This is a genomic window from Streptomyces sp. NPDC047315 (assembly GCF_040643215.1).
Lineage (GTDB): Bacteria > Actinomycetota > Actinomycetes > Streptomycetales > Streptomycetaceae > Streptomyces.
The window spans coordinates 342,860-361,232 of the sequence record NZ_JBEYTZ010000001.1; the positions used below are offsets into that span (position 1 = coordinate 342,860).

13 protein-coding genes are annotated in these 18,373 nt (G+C 71.8%); 4 read left to right on the plus strand and 9 right to left on the minus strand.

Annotated features, from left to right (window positions below; genetic code table 11):
* Window positions 1-693 precede the first annotated feature (693 nt).
* The 7 genes from ABZ842_RS01510 to ABZ842_RS01540 form a co-directional block, all read right to left on the minus strand.
* Window positions 694-1,407 (minus strand): PspA/IM30 family protein, encoded by a 714-nt coding sequence (locus ABZ842_RS01510; protein ID WP_361529721.1) that lies wholly within the window; start codon window positions 1,405-1,407, stop codon window positions 694-696.
* Between the two features lie 43 nt (window positions 1,408-1,450).
* Window positions 1,451-3,517 (minus strand): TPM domain-containing protein, encoded by a 2,067-nt coding sequence (locus tag ABZ842_RS01515; protein ID WP_361529996.1) that lies wholly within the window; start codon window positions 3,515-3,517, stop codon window positions 1,451-1,453.
* Window positions 3,518-4,488: 971 nt separating this feature from the next.
* The gene (locus ABZ842_RS01520; RefSeq protein ID WP_361529724.1) at window positions 4,489-7,113 is read right to left on the minus strand and encodes a SpoIIE family protein phosphatase; all 2,625 of its coding nucleotides are present in this window, start codon (window positions 7,111-7,113) and stop codon (window positions 4,489-4,491) included.
* A 147-nt stretch (window positions 7,114-7,260) separates the two neighbouring features.
* Complete coding sequence (locus ABZ842_RS01525; protein WP_361529727.1) at window positions 7,261-7,677, minus strand: ATP-binding protein; 417 nt, start codon at window positions 7,675-7,677, stop codon at window positions 7,261-7,263.
* A 142-nt stretch (window positions 7,678-7,819) separates the two neighbouring features.
* Window positions 7,820-8,290 carry a (deoxy)nucleoside triphosphate pyrophosphohydrolase gene (locus ABZ842_RS01530; protein ID WP_361529730.1) on the minus strand — a complete coding sequence of 157 codons (471 nt, stop codon included), beginning with the start codon at window positions 8,288-8,290 and terminating at the stop codon, window positions 7,820-7,822.
* Between the two features lie 62 nt (window positions 8,291-8,352).
* Window positions 8,353-8,529 carry an SPOR domain-containing protein gene (locus ABZ842_RS01535; RefSeq protein ID WP_361529733.1) on the minus strand — a complete coding sequence of 59 codons (177 nt, stop codon included), beginning with the start codon at window positions 8,527-8,529 and terminating at the stop codon, window positions 8,353-8,355.
* Between the two features lie 387 nt (window positions 8,530-8,916).
* The gene (locus tag ABZ842_RS01540; RefSeq protein ID WP_361529736.1) at window positions 8,917-9,669 is read right to left on the minus strand and encodes a GntR family transcriptional regulator; all 753 of its coding nucleotides are present in this window, start codon (window positions 9,667-9,669) and stop codon (window positions 8,917-8,919) included.
* A 289-nt stretch (window positions 9,670-9,958) separates the two neighbouring features.
* Between ABZ842_RS01540 and ABZ842_RS01545 the strand changes: the two genes are divergently transcribed.
* On the plus strand, window positions 9,959-11,311 hold the full coding sequence (locus ABZ842_RS01545; protein ID WP_361529739.1) for a glycoside hydrolase family 18 protein: 1,353 nt from the start codon (window positions 9,959-9,961) through the stop codon (window positions 11,309-11,311).
* Between the two features lie 255 nt (window positions 11,312-11,566).
* Here ABZ842_RS01545 and ABZ842_RS01550 read toward each other — a convergent pair whose 3' ends face one another.
* Entirely contained in the window at window positions 11,567-12,790 is a 1,224-nt protein-coding gene (locus ABZ842_RS01550) for a DUF4190 domain-containing protein (protein WP_361529742.1), read from the minus strand.
* Between the two features lie 220 nt (window positions 12,791-13,010).
* Here ABZ842_RS01550 and ABZ842_RS01555 point away from each other — a divergent pair, with 220 nt between their 5' ends.
* The 3 genes from ABZ842_RS01555 to ABZ842_RS01565 all read left to right on the plus strand — a co-directional run bounded on the left by ABZ842_RS01555 (window position 13,011) and on the right by ABZ842_RS01565 (window position 16,947).
* Window positions 13,011-13,340 (plus strand): DUF4326 domain-containing protein, encoded by a 330-nt coding sequence (locus ABZ842_RS01555; protein WP_361529745.1) that lies wholly within the window; start codon window positions 13,011-13,013, stop codon window positions 13,338-13,340.
* A 109-nt stretch (window positions 13,341-13,449) separates the two neighbouring features.
* Complete coding sequence (locus tag ABZ842_RS01560; protein WP_361529748.1) at window positions 13,450-14,358, plus strand: putative RNA methyltransferase; 909 nt, start codon at window positions 13,450-13,452, stop codon at window positions 14,356-14,358.
* Between the two features lie 705 nt (window positions 14,359-15,063).
* Entirely contained in the window at window positions 15,064-16,947 is a 1,884-nt protein-coding gene (locus ABZ842_RS01565; protein ID WP_361529751.1) for a DUF2075 domain-containing protein, read from the plus strand.
* A 111-nt stretch (window positions 16,948-17,058) separates the two neighbouring features.
* Here ABZ842_RS01565 and ychF read toward each other — a convergent pair whose 3' ends face one another.
* Window positions 17,059-18,147 (minus strand): redox-regulated ATPase YchF, encoded by a 1,089-nt coding sequence (ychF, locus tag ABZ842_RS01570; protein WP_361529754.1) that lies wholly within the window; start codon window positions 18,145-18,147, stop codon window positions 17,059-17,061.
* Window positions 18,148-18,373: the final 226 nt, after the last annotated feature.

Below are 18,373 nucleotides of genomic sequence, written 5' to 3' on the forward strand. Positions count from 1 at the left end.
CGCACAGTTCCGCCCCCTGTGCCCTGAGGGCGTGGGGGGAGCCCAGCACCCCCTGAAACCCTCGTTCGTCCGCCGCCCGGTGATGGGCTTGTCGCGCAGTTCCCCGCGCCCCTGGACAGCCCCGTCGTTTCCCCGTGGATACGTCGGTCTCCGCGGCCCGGTGGTGGGCTGCTCGCGCAGTTCCGCCCCCTGTGCCCTGCGGCACGGGGGCCCCAGCACCCCTGGAACCCTCGTTCGCCTGCGGCCCGGTGGTGGGCTGTTCGCGCAGTTCCCCGCGCCCCTGTTTCGCTCCTCCCGTCGGTCACCTGCGGATCGCGCCCCCGGGCAGTGGGTCTCGCCAACGCCCGAAGGGCGTGGCAATCAGGGGCGCGGGGAACTGCGCGAGCAACTACAGACGGGGCGCGGTCGGCGAGCAACGCATGGGCCTACGGCGAGTGGCCGTCAGGGGCGCTGGGCCCCCAGACGTAGGTGGGGGTCCCCCATGCCCGCAGGGCACAGGGGGAGGAACTGCACGAGCAACCAGACTCAGCCCGCAGACGAACGAGGGTTTCACGGGCGCTGGGGTCCCCCCGTGTCCGCAGGGCACAGGGGGAGGAACTGCGCGACAAGCCCACCACCGGGCCGCAGAGACCAGCGCGCCCGCAGGGGTACGGCGCAGGCGGGCGGGGCGTCAGCAAGCGCGGCCCGCATGCATCAGCCCGCAGACTTCAGCGCGGCGAAGCGTGATTCCACCTCCGCCGCGTCCCCCAACCCCTCCAGCCCCTCGAACTGCGCGTCCAAGGACGACGCCGCGAGCTCCTGGCGGCCCACCGCCCTCGCCTCCTCCCTGCGGACCTTGTCCTCGAAGCGGCCGAGTTCGCTCGTCGGGTCGAGCACGTCGATGCTCTTGACCGCGTCCACCATGCGGTTCTGCGCCTCCGCGGTCCGGGAACGGGCCACCAGTTCGTCCCGTTTGGCCTGGAGTTCGGAGAGCTTGCCCTTCATCCGGTCGAGCCCGCTCCGCAGCTGCGCCACCACCTCCGTCTGGGCGGCGATCACCGGCTGCGCCGTCTTCGCCTCCTTCTCCGACTGGAGTTGGCGTTGCAGCGCGACCTTGGTCAGCCCGTCGAAGCGGTCCGCCTCCGCGGCCTGCCCCGCCCCGCGCAGCTCGTCCGCCTTCTTGCTGGCCGCCAGCGCCTTCTCGCCCCACTCGCCCGCCGCCGCCACGTCCTCCGCGTGGTCCTGCTCCATCAGCCGCAGGTTGCCGATGGTGTCCGCGACGGCGCGTTCCGCCTCGCTGATGTTGTTCGCGTAGTCCCGGATCAGCTGGTCGATCATCTTCTGAGGGTCCTCGGCCTGGTCCAGCAGGGCGTTGATGTTGGCCTTCGCCAGTTGGGCGACCCGCCCGAGGATGGTCTGCTTGCTCATCGTGCTCCTCCTTGTGACGCCGTGCCGATCAGCGGCGTGACGGTCAGAAACGCCCCCCGCCCATCCGGCCGCGGGTGCCGCTGCCGCCGAAGCGGCCGGGCCGGCCGTCGTAACCCCCGCCGCCGAAGCCGCCTCCGCGCCCGCCTCCGCCTCCGCCGAACAGCCCGCCGAGGATGATCCCGCCGAGGACCGCGCCGCCCAGGCCGCCGCCCGCGCTGCCGGTGCCCAGGCCCGTACCGGCTGCGCCGCCGGGGCCGAAGCGGTTTCCGTACGCGCGTACGTCCTGCTCGGCGATCCGCTGCGCCTCCCGGGCGAGCGCGTCGGCACGCTGGGCTTCCGCCAGGGCTTGCCGCGCGTCCGTGCTGCCCGCGGCCGGCCGCTCGGCCAGCTCCAGGCGGCGCTGCGCCTCCGCCAGCCGGGTGCGCGCCTCGCTGCCGACGGCGCCGCGGTGCGTTGCGACGTAGTCCGCCGCCGCACCCACCGCGGCGCGCGCCCCCAGCGTGGCCTGTCCGAGCAGTCCCCGCGCCCGCCGCGCCTCCTCGTCGGCCGCCCGGGCGCCGGCGAGCGCTTCGTCCAGCGCGGCGTCGGCCTCGTCCAGCCGGCGCAGCGCGTCGATGGGGTCGTACCGCTCGGCCGCCATCTCGCGGCGCACCTCCGCGGCCACGGCCTCCGCGCGGGCGATGCGGCCCTGGAGCGACGCGGTGGACTCCTCGGGCGCGGTGCCCTTCAGTACGCCGCGGGCCTCGGCGAGGTCGCTGTCCGTCTCGGTGAGCGCGCCGGGGAGCGCGCCCACCGCTTCGGCGATCTCCTGCGCCCGCCGGTCCACGGCCTCCACCAGCCGGGTCGCCTGGGCCAGTGCGCCTTCGGCCGCGCGGATCTGTACGGCGGCGGTCGCGCTGTCGGCGCCGCCGAGCGCCGTACGGGCCCGGTCGACGGCGGTCTTCGCGAAGACGAGCCGGTCCCGGGCCTGGCCGGGGTCGGCCGCGACCGGCGCGGACGCGGAGGGCGCGTACCGCTGCTGCATCACCGCGAACGCGGCCTCCGTGCTGATCGCCCGCCCGTCCAGCTCCGCCCACGCGGCGCGCACCGCCTCCCACGCCTCGGGGGCGGTGCGCTCCAGGTCCCGCAGCCGGTCGAAGTCCTCCGCCTCCGCGTCGAGGCGGCGGTCGGCATCCGAGCAGCGCTCGACGATCTCGGTGAGCATGCGGCGGCGCGTGGCGTCGTCCTCCGGGAACGCGTCGTCGAGCTGTTGGCGCAGCCGGAACGCGGCGTTCAGCTGCTCGCGGGCGTGGGCGACGGCCTCGACGAAAGGTTTCGCCGCGGCTTCCCCGAACTGCGCCGTCGCAAAGCCCAGCTCCTCCTGGCTGGTGCGCAGCGCGTCGTCGGTGTCGACGAGCGCCTGCCGGGCGGTGGCGTCCAGCTCCTTGAGGGGCGGGCCTTCGGTGGCGTCGGCGCCGCTGCCCCAACCCGCCCGGCCGCCCTGCGGGGTGGTGCGGGTCGCGCTGCGCTGGCGGCGGCGCAGCGCGGCGTACGCGGCGGTGCCGGCGACCGCGATCGCCACGCCGACCGGCAGCACCAGGTCCCCCGCGCCCGTTCCCTCGGGCTCGGCGCCGGGGTCCGGGTCGCCGGGGGTGACGGCGGGCGCGGGCACCGGCTGCCCGGCGAGCGCCGCGGCGTAGCCGTCGGCTGCGCCGATCGCGGCGCCGGCCCAGTCGTGCTGCCGCAGCGGCGGCACGATCGCGGTCCGTGCGACGTCGGCGAGCTGGGCGTCGGTGAGCCGGGACGCGGCGGCCACCCAGTACGCGTACTGCCGCTCGTGCGTGGCGACGGCCAGCAGCACGTCGTCGGTGCCGAGCCCGTTGCGGCGCGCGGTGGCGTCGGCCCAGTCCTGGGCGGTGCGGTCGGAGAAGTCCCGTACGTAGACGACGAAGAGCTGGAGCCGCTGGGCGTCGTACAGCCGGTCGAGCGCGCGCGTGACGTCGCCCGTACGGGTGCCGAGGGCGCCGACGCGGTCGGTGATCTGCCCATCGCGGGCGAGGGTGACGGGGTCGTCGAGCGGCGCGAGGGTGGGGGCGGCCGTGGCGGTGGCGGGCGGGCCGGGACTGCCCAGCGCCCAGGCCGCCACCAGCGCGGTGGCGAGTAGCCGGGGGGCGATTCGCGTCACACGGGGAGGCTATGTCCGCGTTTCCCCTCCCGCGACTCGACCCCACCCTGCCTCCCGCGCCGCCGCGGCCCGTGACCCTGCCGCCCCTGCCGCACCGCTGCGGTCGCGCTGGCCTGCGCGGCCCGGTGACGGCCGGCTCGCGCGGTTCCTCCCCCTACGTGCGTGGGGGGACCCCCACCCGTGCCCCAGACACTCTCGCCGTGACCCTGCAGGCGCATTGGTCTCCGCGGCCCGGTGGGACTTGTTCGCGCAGTTCCGCCCCCTACGCCCCGGGGGCGTGGGGGGACCCCCACCTACGCCCCGGGGGGTGGGGGACCCCCACCTACGCCCCGGGGGGTGGGGGACCCCCACCTACGCCCTGGGAGGGGTGGGGGACCTCAAGCGCCCCTGACGGCCACTCGCCATGGGCGCACGCGTTGTTCGCCGACTGCGACCCGCTGGTGGGCTTGTCGCGCAGTTCCCCGCGCCCCTCACGGCCACTCGCCGTAGGCCCATGCGTTGCTCGCCGACCGCGCCCCGTCTCTAGTTGCTCGCGCAGTTCCCCGCGCCCCTGATTGCCACGCCCTTCGGGCGTTGGCGAGGCGCACCAGCGACGGGCGCAGACACGCCAGGGACCACCACCTGCAGGTGACCGACAAGGGAAGCCAAACAGGGGCGCGAGGAACTGCGCGAGCAACCAGACTCAGCCCGCAGACGAACCAAGGTTTCAGGGGCGCTGGCCGTACGCCGCAGGGGGCCGACCTGCGCGAGCAGCACACCGCCGGGCCGCACGCGGCCGACACGCCCGCAGGGCTGCGGCGAGCGGCCGTCAGGGGCGCCGAAGGTCCCCACCACTGGGCGAGGAACTGCGCGGCAAGCACACCACCGGGGCGCGGAGGCCAACGCGCCCCGCAAGGAGCGGCGCGGGGCGGCGCCGGTCAGAACATGCTGAGGAGTTGGTCCACCGTGGGCTCCGCCGGCGGGCCCCCGCCCGGGAGGGCGAGTTCGAACCAGACCGACTTGCCGCGCGGCGTACGGCGCGAGCCCCACGCCGCGCTCAGGAGGCCGACGAGTTGCAGACCGCGACCGCCCTCGTCGGTGTCCCGCGCCCGCCGCCTCCGCGGTTGGACCAGGCCCGAGTCCCAGACCTCGCACACGAGCGTGCGATCCCGCAGCAGTCGCAACCGGATCTCGCCCTCCCCGTACCGCAGCGCGTTCGTGACCAGCTCGCTGACCAGCAGTTCGACCGTGTCGACCAGCGGCTCCAGGTCCCAGGAGACCAGGAGGCCGCGGGACAGCTCGCGGGCCCGGCCCACCGAGCGGGGCTCCCGCGGCAGGGTCCAGTCCCCCACCGCGTCCGGCGGCAGGCCCCCCACCTGGGCCATCAGCAGCGCGATGTCGTCCTCGCCGTGCCGGGTGTCCAGGGTGGCGAGCACGTGGTCGCAGACGTCCTCCAAGGAACGCGACGCCGTCGGCGGCGACGACGAAGCCGACGCCGACTGCGACGGCAACTGAACCCGCGACTTCCACGGCGCGGCGATCGCGGCCCGCAACGCCCGCAGCCCCTCGTCCAGCGGATGGTCGCGGGACTCCACGAGCCCGTCCGTGTACAGCGCGAGGAGCGCGCCTTCCGGCAGTTCGACCTCGACCTCCTCGAACGGCTCCCCGCCCACGCCCAGCGGCATCCCCGGCGGCACGTCCAACAGCAGCGCCTCTTCGCCCGGCTCGACCAGGACGGGCGGCAGGTGGCCGGCGTTGGCGAAGGTGCAACGCCGGGTGACCGGGTCGTAGACGGCGTAGACGCAGGTCGCGAGGTACACCTCGGAGAGGTCGGCCTCGCGGGACTTGTGGGCGGCCCGGGCGCCCTGCTGGGCCCCGCTGGGGCCGCCCAGACCGCGGGCTATCTCGTCCAGCGCGGACAGCACCTCGGCCGGCTCCAGGTCGAGCAGCGCGAGGGTCCGCACCGCGGTGCGCAGCTCGCCCATGGCCACCGCGGACCGCAGCCCGCGGCCCATGACGTCGCCGACGACCAGCGCCGTGCGGTGCCCGGGCAGTTCGATGACGTCGAACCAGTCGCCGCCGACCTCGGTGGTGGTGTTGCCCGGCAGGTAGCGGCAGGCGATGTCGAGGCCCGCGGCCTCCGGGTCGCCCGGCGGGAGCAGGCTGCGCTGGAGGATGAGGGCGCGCTCGTGCTCCCTGCGGTACAGGCGGGCGTTGTCGATGCAGACCGCGGCGCGCGCGGCGAGTTCGACCGCGAGCGCCCGGTCCCGTTCGCCGAAGGGCTCGCTGCCCTTCGTACGGGAGAACTGCACCAGTCCCACCACGACCTCGTGCGCCACCAGGGGCACGGCGAGGGTGGACTGCACGAGCCCGCCGTCCTCGGCGGGGATGGCGTGCACCCGCGCGGTGCGCAGGGCCTGCGCGCAGGGCGAGTCGGCGCCGTAGCGGTGGACCTCGCCGACGGCGGTGGGGGTACGGCCACGGGAGCCGCAACCCGGGGTGGTGATCAGCGGCGCGTCGGACACGGCGCTGGCGAAGGCGACCCGGCGCAGGGCGGCGCTGCCCCGGCCCCCGCCGTCGGCGGTCGGGGCGGCCTGTCGCTCGGGCGGCGCCGCGTCGCCCGTGAGCAGCGCCTGGTACAGGTCGACGGAGGCGAGGTCGCAGAAGCCGGGGACGGCGACGTCGAGCAGCTCGCGGGCGGTGGCCTCCAGGTCGAGGGAGTTGCCGATGCGGGCGCTGGCCTCGTTCAGGAGGGCGAGGTTGCGCCGGGCGCTGGCGGCCTCGCGGGCGGCCACGTGGCGGCGCGTCACATCGGTGCCGATCCCGGCCACTCCGATGGTCCGGCCGGTGCCGCTGTGGACGCGGTAGAGGTTGACGGACCAGTGCCTGCGCTCGGCGGTGTCGGGACACGCACCGATGAGCTGGAGGTCGATCGCGGACTCGCCGGTCTCCAGGACGCGGCGCAGCGCGGCCGTCATCCGGTCGGCCTCGCCGCGGGTGAGGTAGTCGTGGACGGTGCGCCCGCGGTGGTCGTCCGCACTGCCGCCGAAGACGGTGGCGAAGCGTTCGTTGGCCCGCTTCACCTTCAGGTCGGTGCCGAACAGCACGAACCCGAAGGGCGATTGGCCGAAAATTGCTTGCGAGGCGGCGAGGTCGGTTTCGATCCTCCGCAGCGCCCGTACGTCCACGACGATGCAGAGCGCGGCCCGCTCGCCGCTCTCCGTCTCGGTCGGCATCACGTACACCTCGGCGAGGCCGTGGCTGCGGTCGGCGTCAGGGAGCCGGAAGGGCACGAGGCCCGTCCACTCCTTGCCGTCGAGGATCTCGCGCACCCGGTGCCGGCCGCGCGGGCGCAACTCCTCGGGCAGCAGCACCTCGATCGGGTCCCGGCCCCTGACCTCGGACGCCGTGATGCCGAAGAGGTCGACGGCCCGCCCGCTCCACTGGTCGACCAGCCCGTCGGGGCCTATCGAGAACGAGGCGACCTTGATGTAGTCGTAGATCGAGCCAGGTGGGCTGCTCTGCCACACGGCACCGCCCGTCGTCCCAGGTATCTCGCTCACGCGACCGTCCCCTCCAGCTCACCGCACCGGACCGGCCATGACCGCAGTATTCAGCACTACGGCCGCGCCGGACACGGCGTTCACGATCACAGCACGGTCTCGTTCATTTTGCGCCGTGTCAGCCGTGATCGTTGTCCCTTCACACTTTTAACCGGCGAGAGCCAGCTCGAACCACACTGTCTTGCCGGTTCGTCCACGTCGGGTACCCCAACGGCGGGCGGATCCTGCAACCAGTTGCAGTCCGCGTCCGTGCTCGTCGTCGGGGGCCGCGGTCCGCTCGACGGGCGGGTCGGGCAGCGGATCGGACACCTCGACGAGCAGGGAGGGGGTGGCGTCGACCTGTTCGCGGCGGACCAGGCGGACGCCGATGGGGCCGGAGGCGTACCGCAGGGAGTTGGTGACCAACTCGCTGACCAGCAGCACCGTCACGTCACCCACGCCGTGGTCCAGTCCCCAGGCGCTGAGGGTGTCCCTGACGGCGTGCCGGGCGGAGCGCACGGCGCCGGGCTCGGCGGGGAAGGTCCATTCGGCGCTCGTGCTGTCGGTGTCGATCACACCGCTCACTTCACTTCCCGGACCAGCAACAGATCTACGTCCCATTTCGGGCGGCTAATCACCACATACCCGAAATGCCCGTTGAGGTATCCCCCCATCCGGGCCCCGTTCGACGGGCCGCGACGACCGCGCAGAGATCACCGCGCAGAGATCACGGCGTGACGGACGGACCGTCCGATCCGTAGTCGACGGGCCGGGCAGCGTCCCCAGCGCCCTCGATGGTGCCATCGCGCAGCATCCGGGCGGCTTCGGCAACGGCGGGACGGTCCTGGTCGAGCCAGTCGACGGCGTCGATCTCGGCCGGCCCGAGCCAGCGCAGCGCGTCGTGGTCCTCCAGCGGTCGGGGTTCGCCGGAGAGCAGCCGTACCGTCCACACCCGCAGTACGTAGCCCGGCTTCAGCGGCCACTCGCCGGGGATCCGGGCGACGGGCTCCGCCTCCACGCCCAGCTCTTCGCGCAACTCCCGGACCAGCGCCTCTTCCGGCTGCTCGCCCGGCTCCTGCTTGCCGCCGGGCAGCTCCCAGCGGCCCGCGACCTCCGCGGGGGCGCTGCGGCGCGCTGCCAGCAGTCGTCCGCGGTCGTACACGGCTCCCGCCACCACCACGCGATCGTGATCACTCATGCGCCGGAGCGTACCCGCGCCCTGACGTCGACCCCCGGCCGCCGTCGGGCCCGGGCCCGGCCTCAGTGGCGGGACTGCCCCATGCGCTCCACGTGATAGAGCTGTCCGCGCCCCTTGACATGCAGGTCGGCCGCGATGCGTCGCGCCTCGTCCTCCGTGGCGTACTGGCCGACGCGATAGCGGTTGCCGTTGTCGTCCTGGCGTATGACGAGCCAGGTCAGGGCCGTACTGTCGCTCATCGCTCCCCTCCCCCGATGGGTCCGAGCAGGTATGAAGATCGCCGGGAAACCGCACTACGCATATGCCGGAGCCTACGCCTGACCTTCACTCAGCGGATACGGGTTTTCACAAAGAGATAGGAAACTGGGGGCGCGCACCTTCAAGTGCGCCCCCTGCGCCCCGCATGCCTCTCCCGTTACACCGCGTACGCCGCGATCGGCGCGGGCCGGCACGTCGCCGCGAGGGCGTGCCTTCACGAAGTCCGTACGACCCTCACGAGCCCCACGATAAGGGTCGGCACCGACAGTGCGGGCCGGCATCGGCGGTCCGGGCCCGCGTCGTCAATTCGGGCCTCCGCACAGCGGTCCGGGCCCGCGCCGAAGAACTCCCCGCCGGGCCCGAACGGCTCACTTCACCGGCAGGCGGTACGCGATCCGGAAACGATCCGCCAGCGCGACGATGTCCGCCGTCTCGACCGCCCGGTCGGACGCGAAGTACGTCCGGGAGACGACCATCACCACGTGCCCCGGCACCCCGCCGAGCGCCAGCAGCTCCTCGGCGAGCCCCGGCCGGGCGCCGACCTCCTCGGAGACGTTGTCCACGACGACGTCGATAGCCGCCATCCGCTCCACCACGCCGCAGCCGCCGAGGGGCCCCTCCTCCGGCAGCATGACCGGGGTCCGTCCGGTGAGCTCCAGCGGCTCCCAGGAGGTGGAGAGCATGATCGGTTCGGCGTTCTCCCGGAAGACGTAGCGGGTGCGCATCACCCGGTCGCCGACCGGGACGCCGAGCCGTCCCGCGATCTCCTCGTCCGCCTCCTCCTGGTCGCTGCGCGACTCCCAGGTGCCGTGCACCCCCTCGATCGCCTGCTCCTGCCGAAAGGGGTTCGCGCCCGACGGCGGGCGGAAGCCGGAGCGGGCGATGTGCCGGGGCACGGGCCGTTCGCGCACGTACGTACCGGACCCGGACCGCCCCTCGACCAGCCCCTCCGCCATCAGGACCTTGCGGGCCTCCAGGGCGACGGTGTCCGAGACCCCGTACTCCTCGCGGATCCGGGCCTGGGAGGGCAGCCGGGTGTGCGGCGGCAGCGAGCCACTGACGATCTTCTGGCGGAGGTCGCTCGCCACGCGCAGATACGCCGGCTGCTCACCGATGCCCACTGGCCACTCCCATCACATTGACAGACAGCAACAGCCTCGCAACCGTGGGTTGTTGACTGCAACCACCGGCCAAAGCATCGCGCATCGTGAGGAGTTCCGCCCCGACAGGGCATTACCGCGAGTACGAACGATCGTTGCGCAGCAAACCATTGACCTTAATGGTCCAGACCAATAGCGTCCTGTGCTGCACGACGCCCGTTCACGGAAGAGCCCGGCGCACGTGTGCGCGCCTGCGCCCCAAACACGCGCGCGCCGCCCCCGCCGGGACCACGCACAGGAATGAGCCCCCATGCGTCGAAGAAACCTCGTCCGGACCGCTGTTGCCGCCACCTCCCTGTCGCTCCTCGCCACCTTGGCCCCCGCCGCCGTGGCACACGGCGGGGACCGCCACGACGGCGACGACGACCGTCGCTCGTACAAGCGCATCGGCTACTTCACCCAGTGGGGCGTCTACGGACGCGACTTCCAGGTCAAGGACCTGGACACCAGCGGCCAGGCGGCCAAGCTCACGCACATCAACTACGCCTTCGGGAACGTCAGCCCCGACGGCAAGTGCATGATCCAGGGCCCGGCCGGCGAAGCGGACCCCTGGGCCGACTACCAGCGGCCCGTGCCCGCCGCCGACTCCGTGGACGGCGTCACGGACTCCCCCGACCAGCGGCTCGCCGGCAACTTCAACGAACTCGTCGAGCTCAAGGCCAAGCACCCGAATCTCAAGGTGATGATCTCGCTCGGCGGCTGGAGCTGGTCCACCCACTTCTCCGACGCGGTGCTCACCGAGGAGAAGCGGAAGGCGTTCGTCTCCTCCTGCATCGACCTCTACATCAAGGGCAACCTGCCGGTGGACGGCGCGCGCGGCGGGCAGGGCGCGGCGGCCGGCGTCTTCGACGGCATCGACCTCGACTGGGAGTGGCCGGGCTCGTCCGGCGAGGACGACACGGTCTACCGTCCCGAGGACAAGCAGAACTTCACCGCGGTGGTGCGCGAGTTCCGCAAGCAGCTCGACGCGTACGCGAAGAGCCGGCCCAAGCAGGAGGACGGCAAGCGCAAGCACTACGAGCTCTCCGCCTTCGTGCCGACGGCGCCCGCCAAGATCGACGCGGGCTTCGAGGTCCGTAAGATCATGAAGGACTTCGACTTCGTCAACCTCCAGGGCTACGACTTCCACGTCTCCGGCGAGAAGACCACGGCCCAGCAGTCGGCGCTGTACGCGAAGAACGACTTCAGCGTGGACCAGACCGTGAACGACTGGCTGCGCCGGGGGGCTCCCGCGCACAAGCTGGTGATGGGGATGCCGGCGTACGGCCAGGGCTGGACGGGCGTCAAGGGCGGCGGCGACGGCATGGGGCAGCCGGCCGAGAAGCCCGCGCCCGCGAAGTTCCAGCCGGGCTTCGAGGACTACAAGGAGCTGAAGAAGCTGGCCGCTTCGGGCCAGTACAAGGTGTACCGGAAGTACGGGCAGGCGTGGCTCTTCGACGGCAACACCCTGTGGACGTACGACGACCCGAAGGTGCTGCGCGCCAAGACGGAGTACATCCGCGACCGCGGGCTCGGCGGTGCGATGTTCTGGTCCCTCGACGGGGACACCGCGGACGGCGAGCTGATGCGCACCGTGGACCGGGGGCTGTCGCACGACGACTGACGGGCGGATGCGAAGCTGAGAGCACGAAGTCGGCCAGTAAGACAGGCCCTAGCTCTCAAGCTTCGGGGCGCGCGCTCTGACGTGCGCGCCCCGACGAGACGGGACGCGGCCCGGGCAGGGGCCGGGGCGCGTCCTTGGAAGAGGTCGGTGTCGTGGGCTGTCGGTGGCCCGGGCACCGGCCTCTTCCGCCTTTCCCGCCTTTCCCGCCCGTCCCGCGGGGAGACGGCGGGACGGGGACGGGACGGGGCGCTGGCCTCAGGCGCGTTCTTCCGGGGCCGGCGGCGGCGTGGTCTCCAGGCCCTTCAGCGCCGTGCGGAGGGCGACCTCGGTGTCGACCTTCAGCGCTTCGTCGGCCGAGTAGACGTGGTCCCAGAAGGCCTCTTCGCCGGTGGCCTTCGCAGCCTTGTCCCAGTGCGCGCGGGCCGCGTCGAACTGGTCGGCGCGCTGGAGCGCCGTCTTGCGCACGTCGCCCTGCCACGCGTGGCCGCGCAGGGCCTTCGCGGAGGCGGCGAGGTCGCCGGAGGTGCCCTTCGCCCAGGCGCGGTACAGATGGGCGGCGGCCGGGAAGTCGTCCTCGGGCAGCCGGAAGCCCGCGCGCAGGACGTCGTTCTCCGCCTTCAGATAGGCGATCTGGTCTTCGTTGAGGGTGCTGGCGTCCCGGCGCACGGAGCCGGTCGTCTTCACGTTCTTGCTGGTGGAGTAACCGCAGCTCACCCGGCGGTCGCCCTGCTTCCAGCTCTCGCTGGTGGGGAAGTAGTAGTACGGCTCCATCGAATCGGGGAGCGCCCACACGTCCATGGCGTACGCGAAGTCGATCTCCTCGCAGCGCAGTTCGGCCACGGGCACGAGGGTCTCCTCGCCCGGGTAGTCCTTGTACCCGGTGAGCTTGAAGCCGCCGGTGATCTCGGCCTCGTGCGGGCGGTCGCAGTCGATGATCTTGATCTCGGAGACCTCCGTGCCGTCCTTGTCGCCGGCGCCGGGCAGGTCGTAGCAGTCGCCCTTGTCCAGGTCCGCGACGGTCCGGTAGCTGGCGACCTCTTCGACCCCGTCTTTGAAGCCCTTCCAGAAGTCGTTGGCGGCGCCGGTGGCGAAGAAGAGGGTGACGAGGAGCGTGGAGACGGCGGAGAGCACGATGCCGGTGATCGCCAGCCCCCGGCCGCGCTGCCCGCGGCGGTTGATCTGCCGCAGCCCGATCAACCCGAAGACGAGGCCGAGGGGCGGCAGGCAGCAGACGATGCCGGAGATGAGGGAGGCGACGGAGAAGCCGTTGACCGTCGGGACGGCGGGGGGCGCGGGGTACCCGGGGAACTGCTGGTACGGGTGGTACGCCGGGTGCTGCCCGGACATCGGCGGGCCGGGCTGTCCGTACTGCGGCGCCTGATGTGCCTGGGGTGCCTGCGGCGGCTGACCGGGCTGCTGGCCAGGCTGTTGGCCGGGCTGCTGGGGCCCTGGCGGCTTGAAGGGGTCCAAGGGGTCCACGGGTGTCCTACTCCTCATCAGGGATGCGCCCGGTTGCCGAGTCGCGCCGGGGAGGGGGGCCGGGACCGTCGGGGTGCGGGGAATGCACGGGAATCAGTTCGGAATCGTATAAACAGCGCGCCGTTCGGAGTACGGCGGGGCGCGACGAATTTCCCGACCCGCCCGCCAAGAGGCCCCACCGCGGTGGCGCGCTGCGCGCCCCTCGCCGAGGATCCGTTCCATGGCACCAGCACGCCCGAAGACCACGGTGGTCAACCTGAAGGGCCACCGCGACGACCCCGCGTACGCCGACGTCGTCTACGTGGGCCGCGCGATGCACCGCGGCGGCTGGCACCTCGACGGCTCGCCGCTGTCCTGCCCGTGGCGCCCGGGCCCCGACGGCACCCGGGCCGAAGTCATGGCCCGCTACCGCGACTACCTGCTCGCCCGCCCCGACCTACTGGCCCACCTCCCCGCCCTGCGGGGCCGGCGGCTCGGCTGCTGGTGCGTCCCCGAGCAGTGCCACGCGGAGGTCATCGCGGAGCTGGCGGACGCGGGATACGGGCGGTGAGGCGCAGCCACCGCCCGGGCCTCAACCAGCCGAAGTGATGATCATTCCGGCAGTATCCTTGGGCCACGGCCGTACGGCTCGTACGACCCCCGCCCAGGAGCGACCAGCCATGCCAGCAGCACCGCCCACCGCGCTCGACCGGATGCTGTCCGTCCTGCTGTGTCCCGTGTGCTCGGCCCCCCTCGAAGCGGTCGAACGCACGCTGCGGTGCCCGGCGCGCCACACCTTCGACATCGCCCGCCAGGGCTACGTCGGGCTGCTCACCGGCCACCGCGCCCCGGCGACCGCGGACGCCCCCGCGATGGTCCGGGCCCGCACGGCCTTCCTGGACGCCGGCCACTACGCACCGCTCGCCGCCGCCCTCGCCGACCGCGCCACCGCACTCGCGCCCGCCCCCGACGCCACCGTCCTGGACGCCGGCGTCGGCACCGGCCACTACCTGGCAGCGGTCCTCGACGCCCTGCCCACGGCGACCGGCCTGGGCCTGGACACCTCCTCGTACGCCCTGCGCTCCGCCGCCCGCATCCACCCGCGCGCAGCAGCAGCCAGCTGGGACCTCTGGCGCTCCCTCCCGCTCCGCACCGACTCCGTCCACCTCCTCCTCAACGTCTTCGCCCCCCGCAACGGCGCCGAGTTCCACCGCGTCCTCCACCCCGCCGGCACCCTCCTCGTCGTCACCCCCACCCCCACCCACCTCCAAGAACTCCGCACCAGCCTCAACCTCCTGAACGTCGACCCGGCAAAGGAGGACCGCCTGCACCAAACGCTCTCCGCGACCTTCCGCCGCGAAGCCACCCAGACGCTGGAGTACGTCGCCCCCCTCGCCACTGCGGACGTCCTCAACCTGGTGACGATGACCCCCTCGGCCCACCACATCTCCCCCGACGCCCTCCGCACCCGGGCCGCCGCCCTGCCGAACCCGCAGCCGGTGACGTTCTCCTTCACGGTGTCGACGTTCCGACCGCTACCCGCGAGGCGGGTTGGAACCCCAACGCGGGAGCAGCAAAACCCAAATTGAACCTTCCGCAGGAAGATCCACTCCTGTAAAGTCGTACCCCATCTGGCAAACACCGGACTTCTGCCTGTGCAGACACGTCCTCAACAGCCAACGGAGCATTTCCATGCCTTTCCATGCTTTCAGCTGTTGTTCAGCAGCAATGGGCCCCTCCGCGCCGCACTGCGCAGCGCACAGGGACGCGGCAGTCTCCACGGCAACGTCGGCCAGTTCCGACCGCTCGGTCTAACACTCAGACCGCCTACCGACGGGTTGCGACGAGCCGGGGCCACGCATGACGCCGAGGTTCGGAGCATCGCCGAAAGGACTGCCTTGCTTTCCGACCCCATTTTCATTGCCGTTTCCGTCACCGCCGTCACGCTCGTCACGTGTTGCGTGGCAATCTGCGTCACCGCAAGTCGGATCGCCAGTGTCGCGCTTCGAAACAGCCGCTCCGTCGACCGTCCCGAAATCATCCGCGAACTCGCCAGGGTCTTCCGCCACCTCCTGGCATCGTGGTGGCGACGGAAGTAATTGCATGCCCTCCCTCTGCCTGCCGGGACGCGCCCGCCCCGGGAACTCGCCCCGGCAGGCAGAGGAGGCGGCATCTGCGGAGATAGGGTTGAGCAGTGCGCCGACGGCTTCGCCCGGGCGCACTCCCACTGAAGCGGGACCGCGTACAACCATCTGCATCAGCCCGAACGTCTTGATTCCGCCCGGGAGCATCCATTGCTGTTCCACGCACCGGCACACGAGGTCGCCGCGCTAGCTCACGATGGATCGCTCCCCGTGCTTCTGAGCGAGGAGTCCAGTCGCAGGTACGGCCACAGGCCGACCCCGTCTCAGGCACGCTTTTGGGAGCGGAGCCTCCCGGTGCTCGCGAACGTGCTCACCGAAGCGGGGCTCGGAGAGGTGGAGGTGCTTCTGGAGTACGAGTTGCCGCTGACCAGCAGGCAGGCCGACGCCGTACTGGCCGGCGTGCATCCGCAGACGGGGCTGCCGTCGTACGTCGTCGTGGAGCTGAAGCAGTGGAGCAGCGCCGAGCCGGACGACGACGATCCGTCGCTGTGCCTCGTTGATGGGTACCCCCGCCCCGTGCTGAACCCCATCGAGCAGGTGCGTCGCTACTGCGAGTACCTCATCTCCTTCAACGGAGCGCTGGCCGAGCACCCGGAACGCATCAGCGGCGCCGCGTATCTGCACAACGCCACCGAGTTCGGTGTCCGCGGACTCTTCGAGGCCGAGCAGGACCAGTACGGTCAGCTCTTCATCGGTGCGAGGCGCGGTGAGTTCATCGACTTCCTGCGGGCACGGCTCGGGGCCGGGTCCGGCGCTTCCGCCGCGGAAGAACTCATCGCCGGGAAGATCGGCCCTTCCAAGCAGCTCATGGCGGTGGCTGCCCAGGAGGTCCGCGAACGTGAACAGTTCGTCCTGCTGGACGAGCAACAGATCGCGTACCGCACGGTCCTCGACGCCGCCCACCGCGCCAAGCGGTCCGACCACAAGGAGGTCGTGATCATCACGGGCGGGCCCGGCACCGGCAAGAGCGTCATTGCCCTGTCCCTCCTCGGCGAACTCCTCCGGCAGGGCTTCACCGCGCTGCACGCGACCGGCTCCAGCGCGTTCACGACGACGATGAGAAAGGTCGTGGGCGCCCGCAGTCGCGAGGTACAGAGCCTCTTCAAGTACTTCAACAGCTTCATGACCGCCGAGCGCAACGGCCTCGACGTGCTGATCTGCGACGAGGCCCACCGCATGCGGGTGACGTCGGCCAACCGCTACACGCCGGCGGCGAACCGAACCGGCAAGGCCCAGATCGAGGAGCTCATCGACGTAGCACGCGTCCCCGTGTTCCTCCTGGACGAGCGCCACCAGGTCGTCCGCCCCGGCGAGATCGGCACGGTCGCGGAGATCCAAGCGGTTGCCGCGAGGAAGGGCCTTGCCTGTCAGGTGGTGGTGCTGGACGACCAGTTCCGCAGCGGTGGCAGCGAGGCGTACGTGCATTGGGTACTGCGCCTGCTGGAACTCGCGTCGGAAGGCCCCGTGGCCTGGGAGCCCGACGGCAAGATGCAGCTCATCGTCGTGGACAGTCCACAGGAGATGGAAGCTCTCCTGGAGGAACGCCGGTCGCAGGAACACAGCGCGCGTATCACCGCGGGCTACTGCTGGCCGTGGACGACGAAGGCGCGCCCCGGGGCGGCGCTACCCGCCGACGTCGTCATCGGGGAGTGGGAGCGCCCTTGGAACGTCTTTGGCGACCGTGGTGTCGGGGGCGCACCTCCGGCCGCCCTGTGGGCGACCGACCCGGCAGGTTTCGGTCAAGTGGGCCACGTCTACACGGCCCAGGGATTCGAGTACGACTGGAGCGGCGTCATCATCGGCCCCGACCTGGTGTGGCGCGGCGACCGCTGGGTCACCGACCGTACGGCGTCCAAGGACCCGGCGTTCAAGAGGTCGACGCCGGACGCGGACGTGGATCGGTTGATCCGCAACACGTACAAGGTGCTGCTGACGCGGGGAATGATCGGCACGGTGGTGTACTCGACGGACGCCGAGACCCGCGAGAAGCTGCGCGAGCTGGTCGGCACGGCGTCGAGCCTCGCCGTCGTGTGATCCGCGCCTCTCTGCTTCGACACGAGAACGGCAAGGGGGCCGGCTCCTGATGGAGCCGGCCCCTGCCGATCCGTCGCTGCGCGGATCAGGAAGCGCTGCTGGGCGACCCGCTCACACGTTGAAGCGGAACTCCACCACGTCCCCGTCCTGCATCACGTAGTCCTTGCCCTCCATGCGCGCCTTGCCCTTCGAGCGCGCCTCCGCCACCGAGCCGGTGGCGACGAGGTCGGCGAAGGAGATGACCTCCGCCTTGATGAAGCCCTTCTGGAAGTCGGTGTGGATGACACCGGCCGCCTCGGGGGCCGTCGCGCCCTTCTTGATGGTCCAGGCGCGGGATTCCTTGGGGCCGGCCGTGAGGTAGGTCTGGAGGCCGAGAGTGGCGAAGCCGACGCGGCCGAGGGTGGCGAGGCCGGGCTCTTCCTGGCCCATGGACTGGAGGAGTTCCAGGGCCTCGTCGTCGTCGAGTTCGATGAGCTCGGACTCGATCTTGGCGTTGAGGAAGATCGCCTCGGCGGGGGCGACCAGGGCGCGCTGCTCGTCCTTGAAGTCCTCGTCGACCAGCTCGTCCTCGTCGACGTTGAAGACGTACAGGAAGGGCTTCGTGGTCAGCAGGTGCAGCTCGTGCAGCAGGTCGCCCTGTTCGGTGCCCTTGGTGATGCCGGCGGAGAAGAGGGTCTGGCCGGACTCCAGGATCTTCTGGGCGGACTCGACCGCGGCGAGGACCGCGACCTTCTCCTTCTGGAGGCGGGACTCCTTCGTCAGGCGGGGGACGGCCTTCTCGACGGACTGGAGGTCGGCGAGGATCAGCTCGGTGTTGATCGTCTCGATGTCGTCCTTCGGCGAGACCTTGCCGTCGACGTGGACGACGTTCTCGTCCTTGAAGGCCCGGATGACCTGGCAGATCGCATCGGACTCGCGGATGTTCGCGAGGAACTTGTTGCCCAGGCCCTCGCCCTCGCTGGCGCCGCGGACGATGCCCGCGATGTCCACGAAGTCGACCGTCGCCGGGAGGATGCGCTCGGAGCCGAAGATCTCGGCGAGCTTGGCGAGGCGCGCGTCGGGGACGCCGACCACGCCGACGTTGGGCTCGATGGTGGCGAACGGGTAGTTGGCCGCCAGCACGTCGTTCTTGGTCAGGGCGTTGAACAGGGTCGACTTGCCGACGTTCGGCAGGCCGACGATTCCGATCGTGAGCGACACGGTGGCGACTTCCTGGGCTGGGAGGGGACTGCGTGGACGGAGGGTGCTTCGGCCGCACCGGGCCGATCCCCCAGTTTACGGTCCGCGCGAGGCTTTCACGGCCGGGGCTCGGAGCGCCACGGCGCCCGGCCCGGAGCCCCCGTCCTGGCGCGCAGCCGTCCGAAGGCGGCTGGTGGAGTCGAACTCTTCGCCAAGGTCGTCCAAAGGGCGTGTCCTGAGCCGGATT

Excerpts from the sequence above, each read along its gene's own strand:
- ABZ842_RS01545 (WP_361529739.1), top strand. The coding sequence starts at position 9,959 with ATGCGTCGAAGAAACCTCGTCCGGACCGCTGTTGCCGCCACCTCCCTG.
- ABZ842_RS01510 (WP_361529721.1), bottom strand. The coding sequence starts at position 1,407 with ATGAGCAAGCAGACCATCCTCGGGCGGGTCGCCCAACTGGCGAAGGCC.
- ABZ842_RS01555 (WP_361529745.1), top strand. The coding sequence starts at position 13,011 with ATGGCACCAGCACGCCCGAAGACCACGGTGGTCAACCTGAAGGGCCAC.
- ABZ842_RS01535 (WP_361529733.1), bottom strand. The coding sequence starts at position 8,529 with ATGAGCGACAGTACGGCCCTGACCTGGCTCGTCATACGCCAGGACGAC.
- ABZ842_RS01530 (WP_361529730.1), bottom strand. The coding sequence starts at position 8,290 with ATGAGTGATCACGATCGCGTGGTGGTGGCGGGAGCCGTGTACGACCGC.
- ABZ842_RS01560 (WP_361529748.1), top strand. The coding sequence starts at position 13,450 with ATGCCAGCAGCACCGCCCACCGCGCTCGACCGGATGCTGTCCGTCCTG.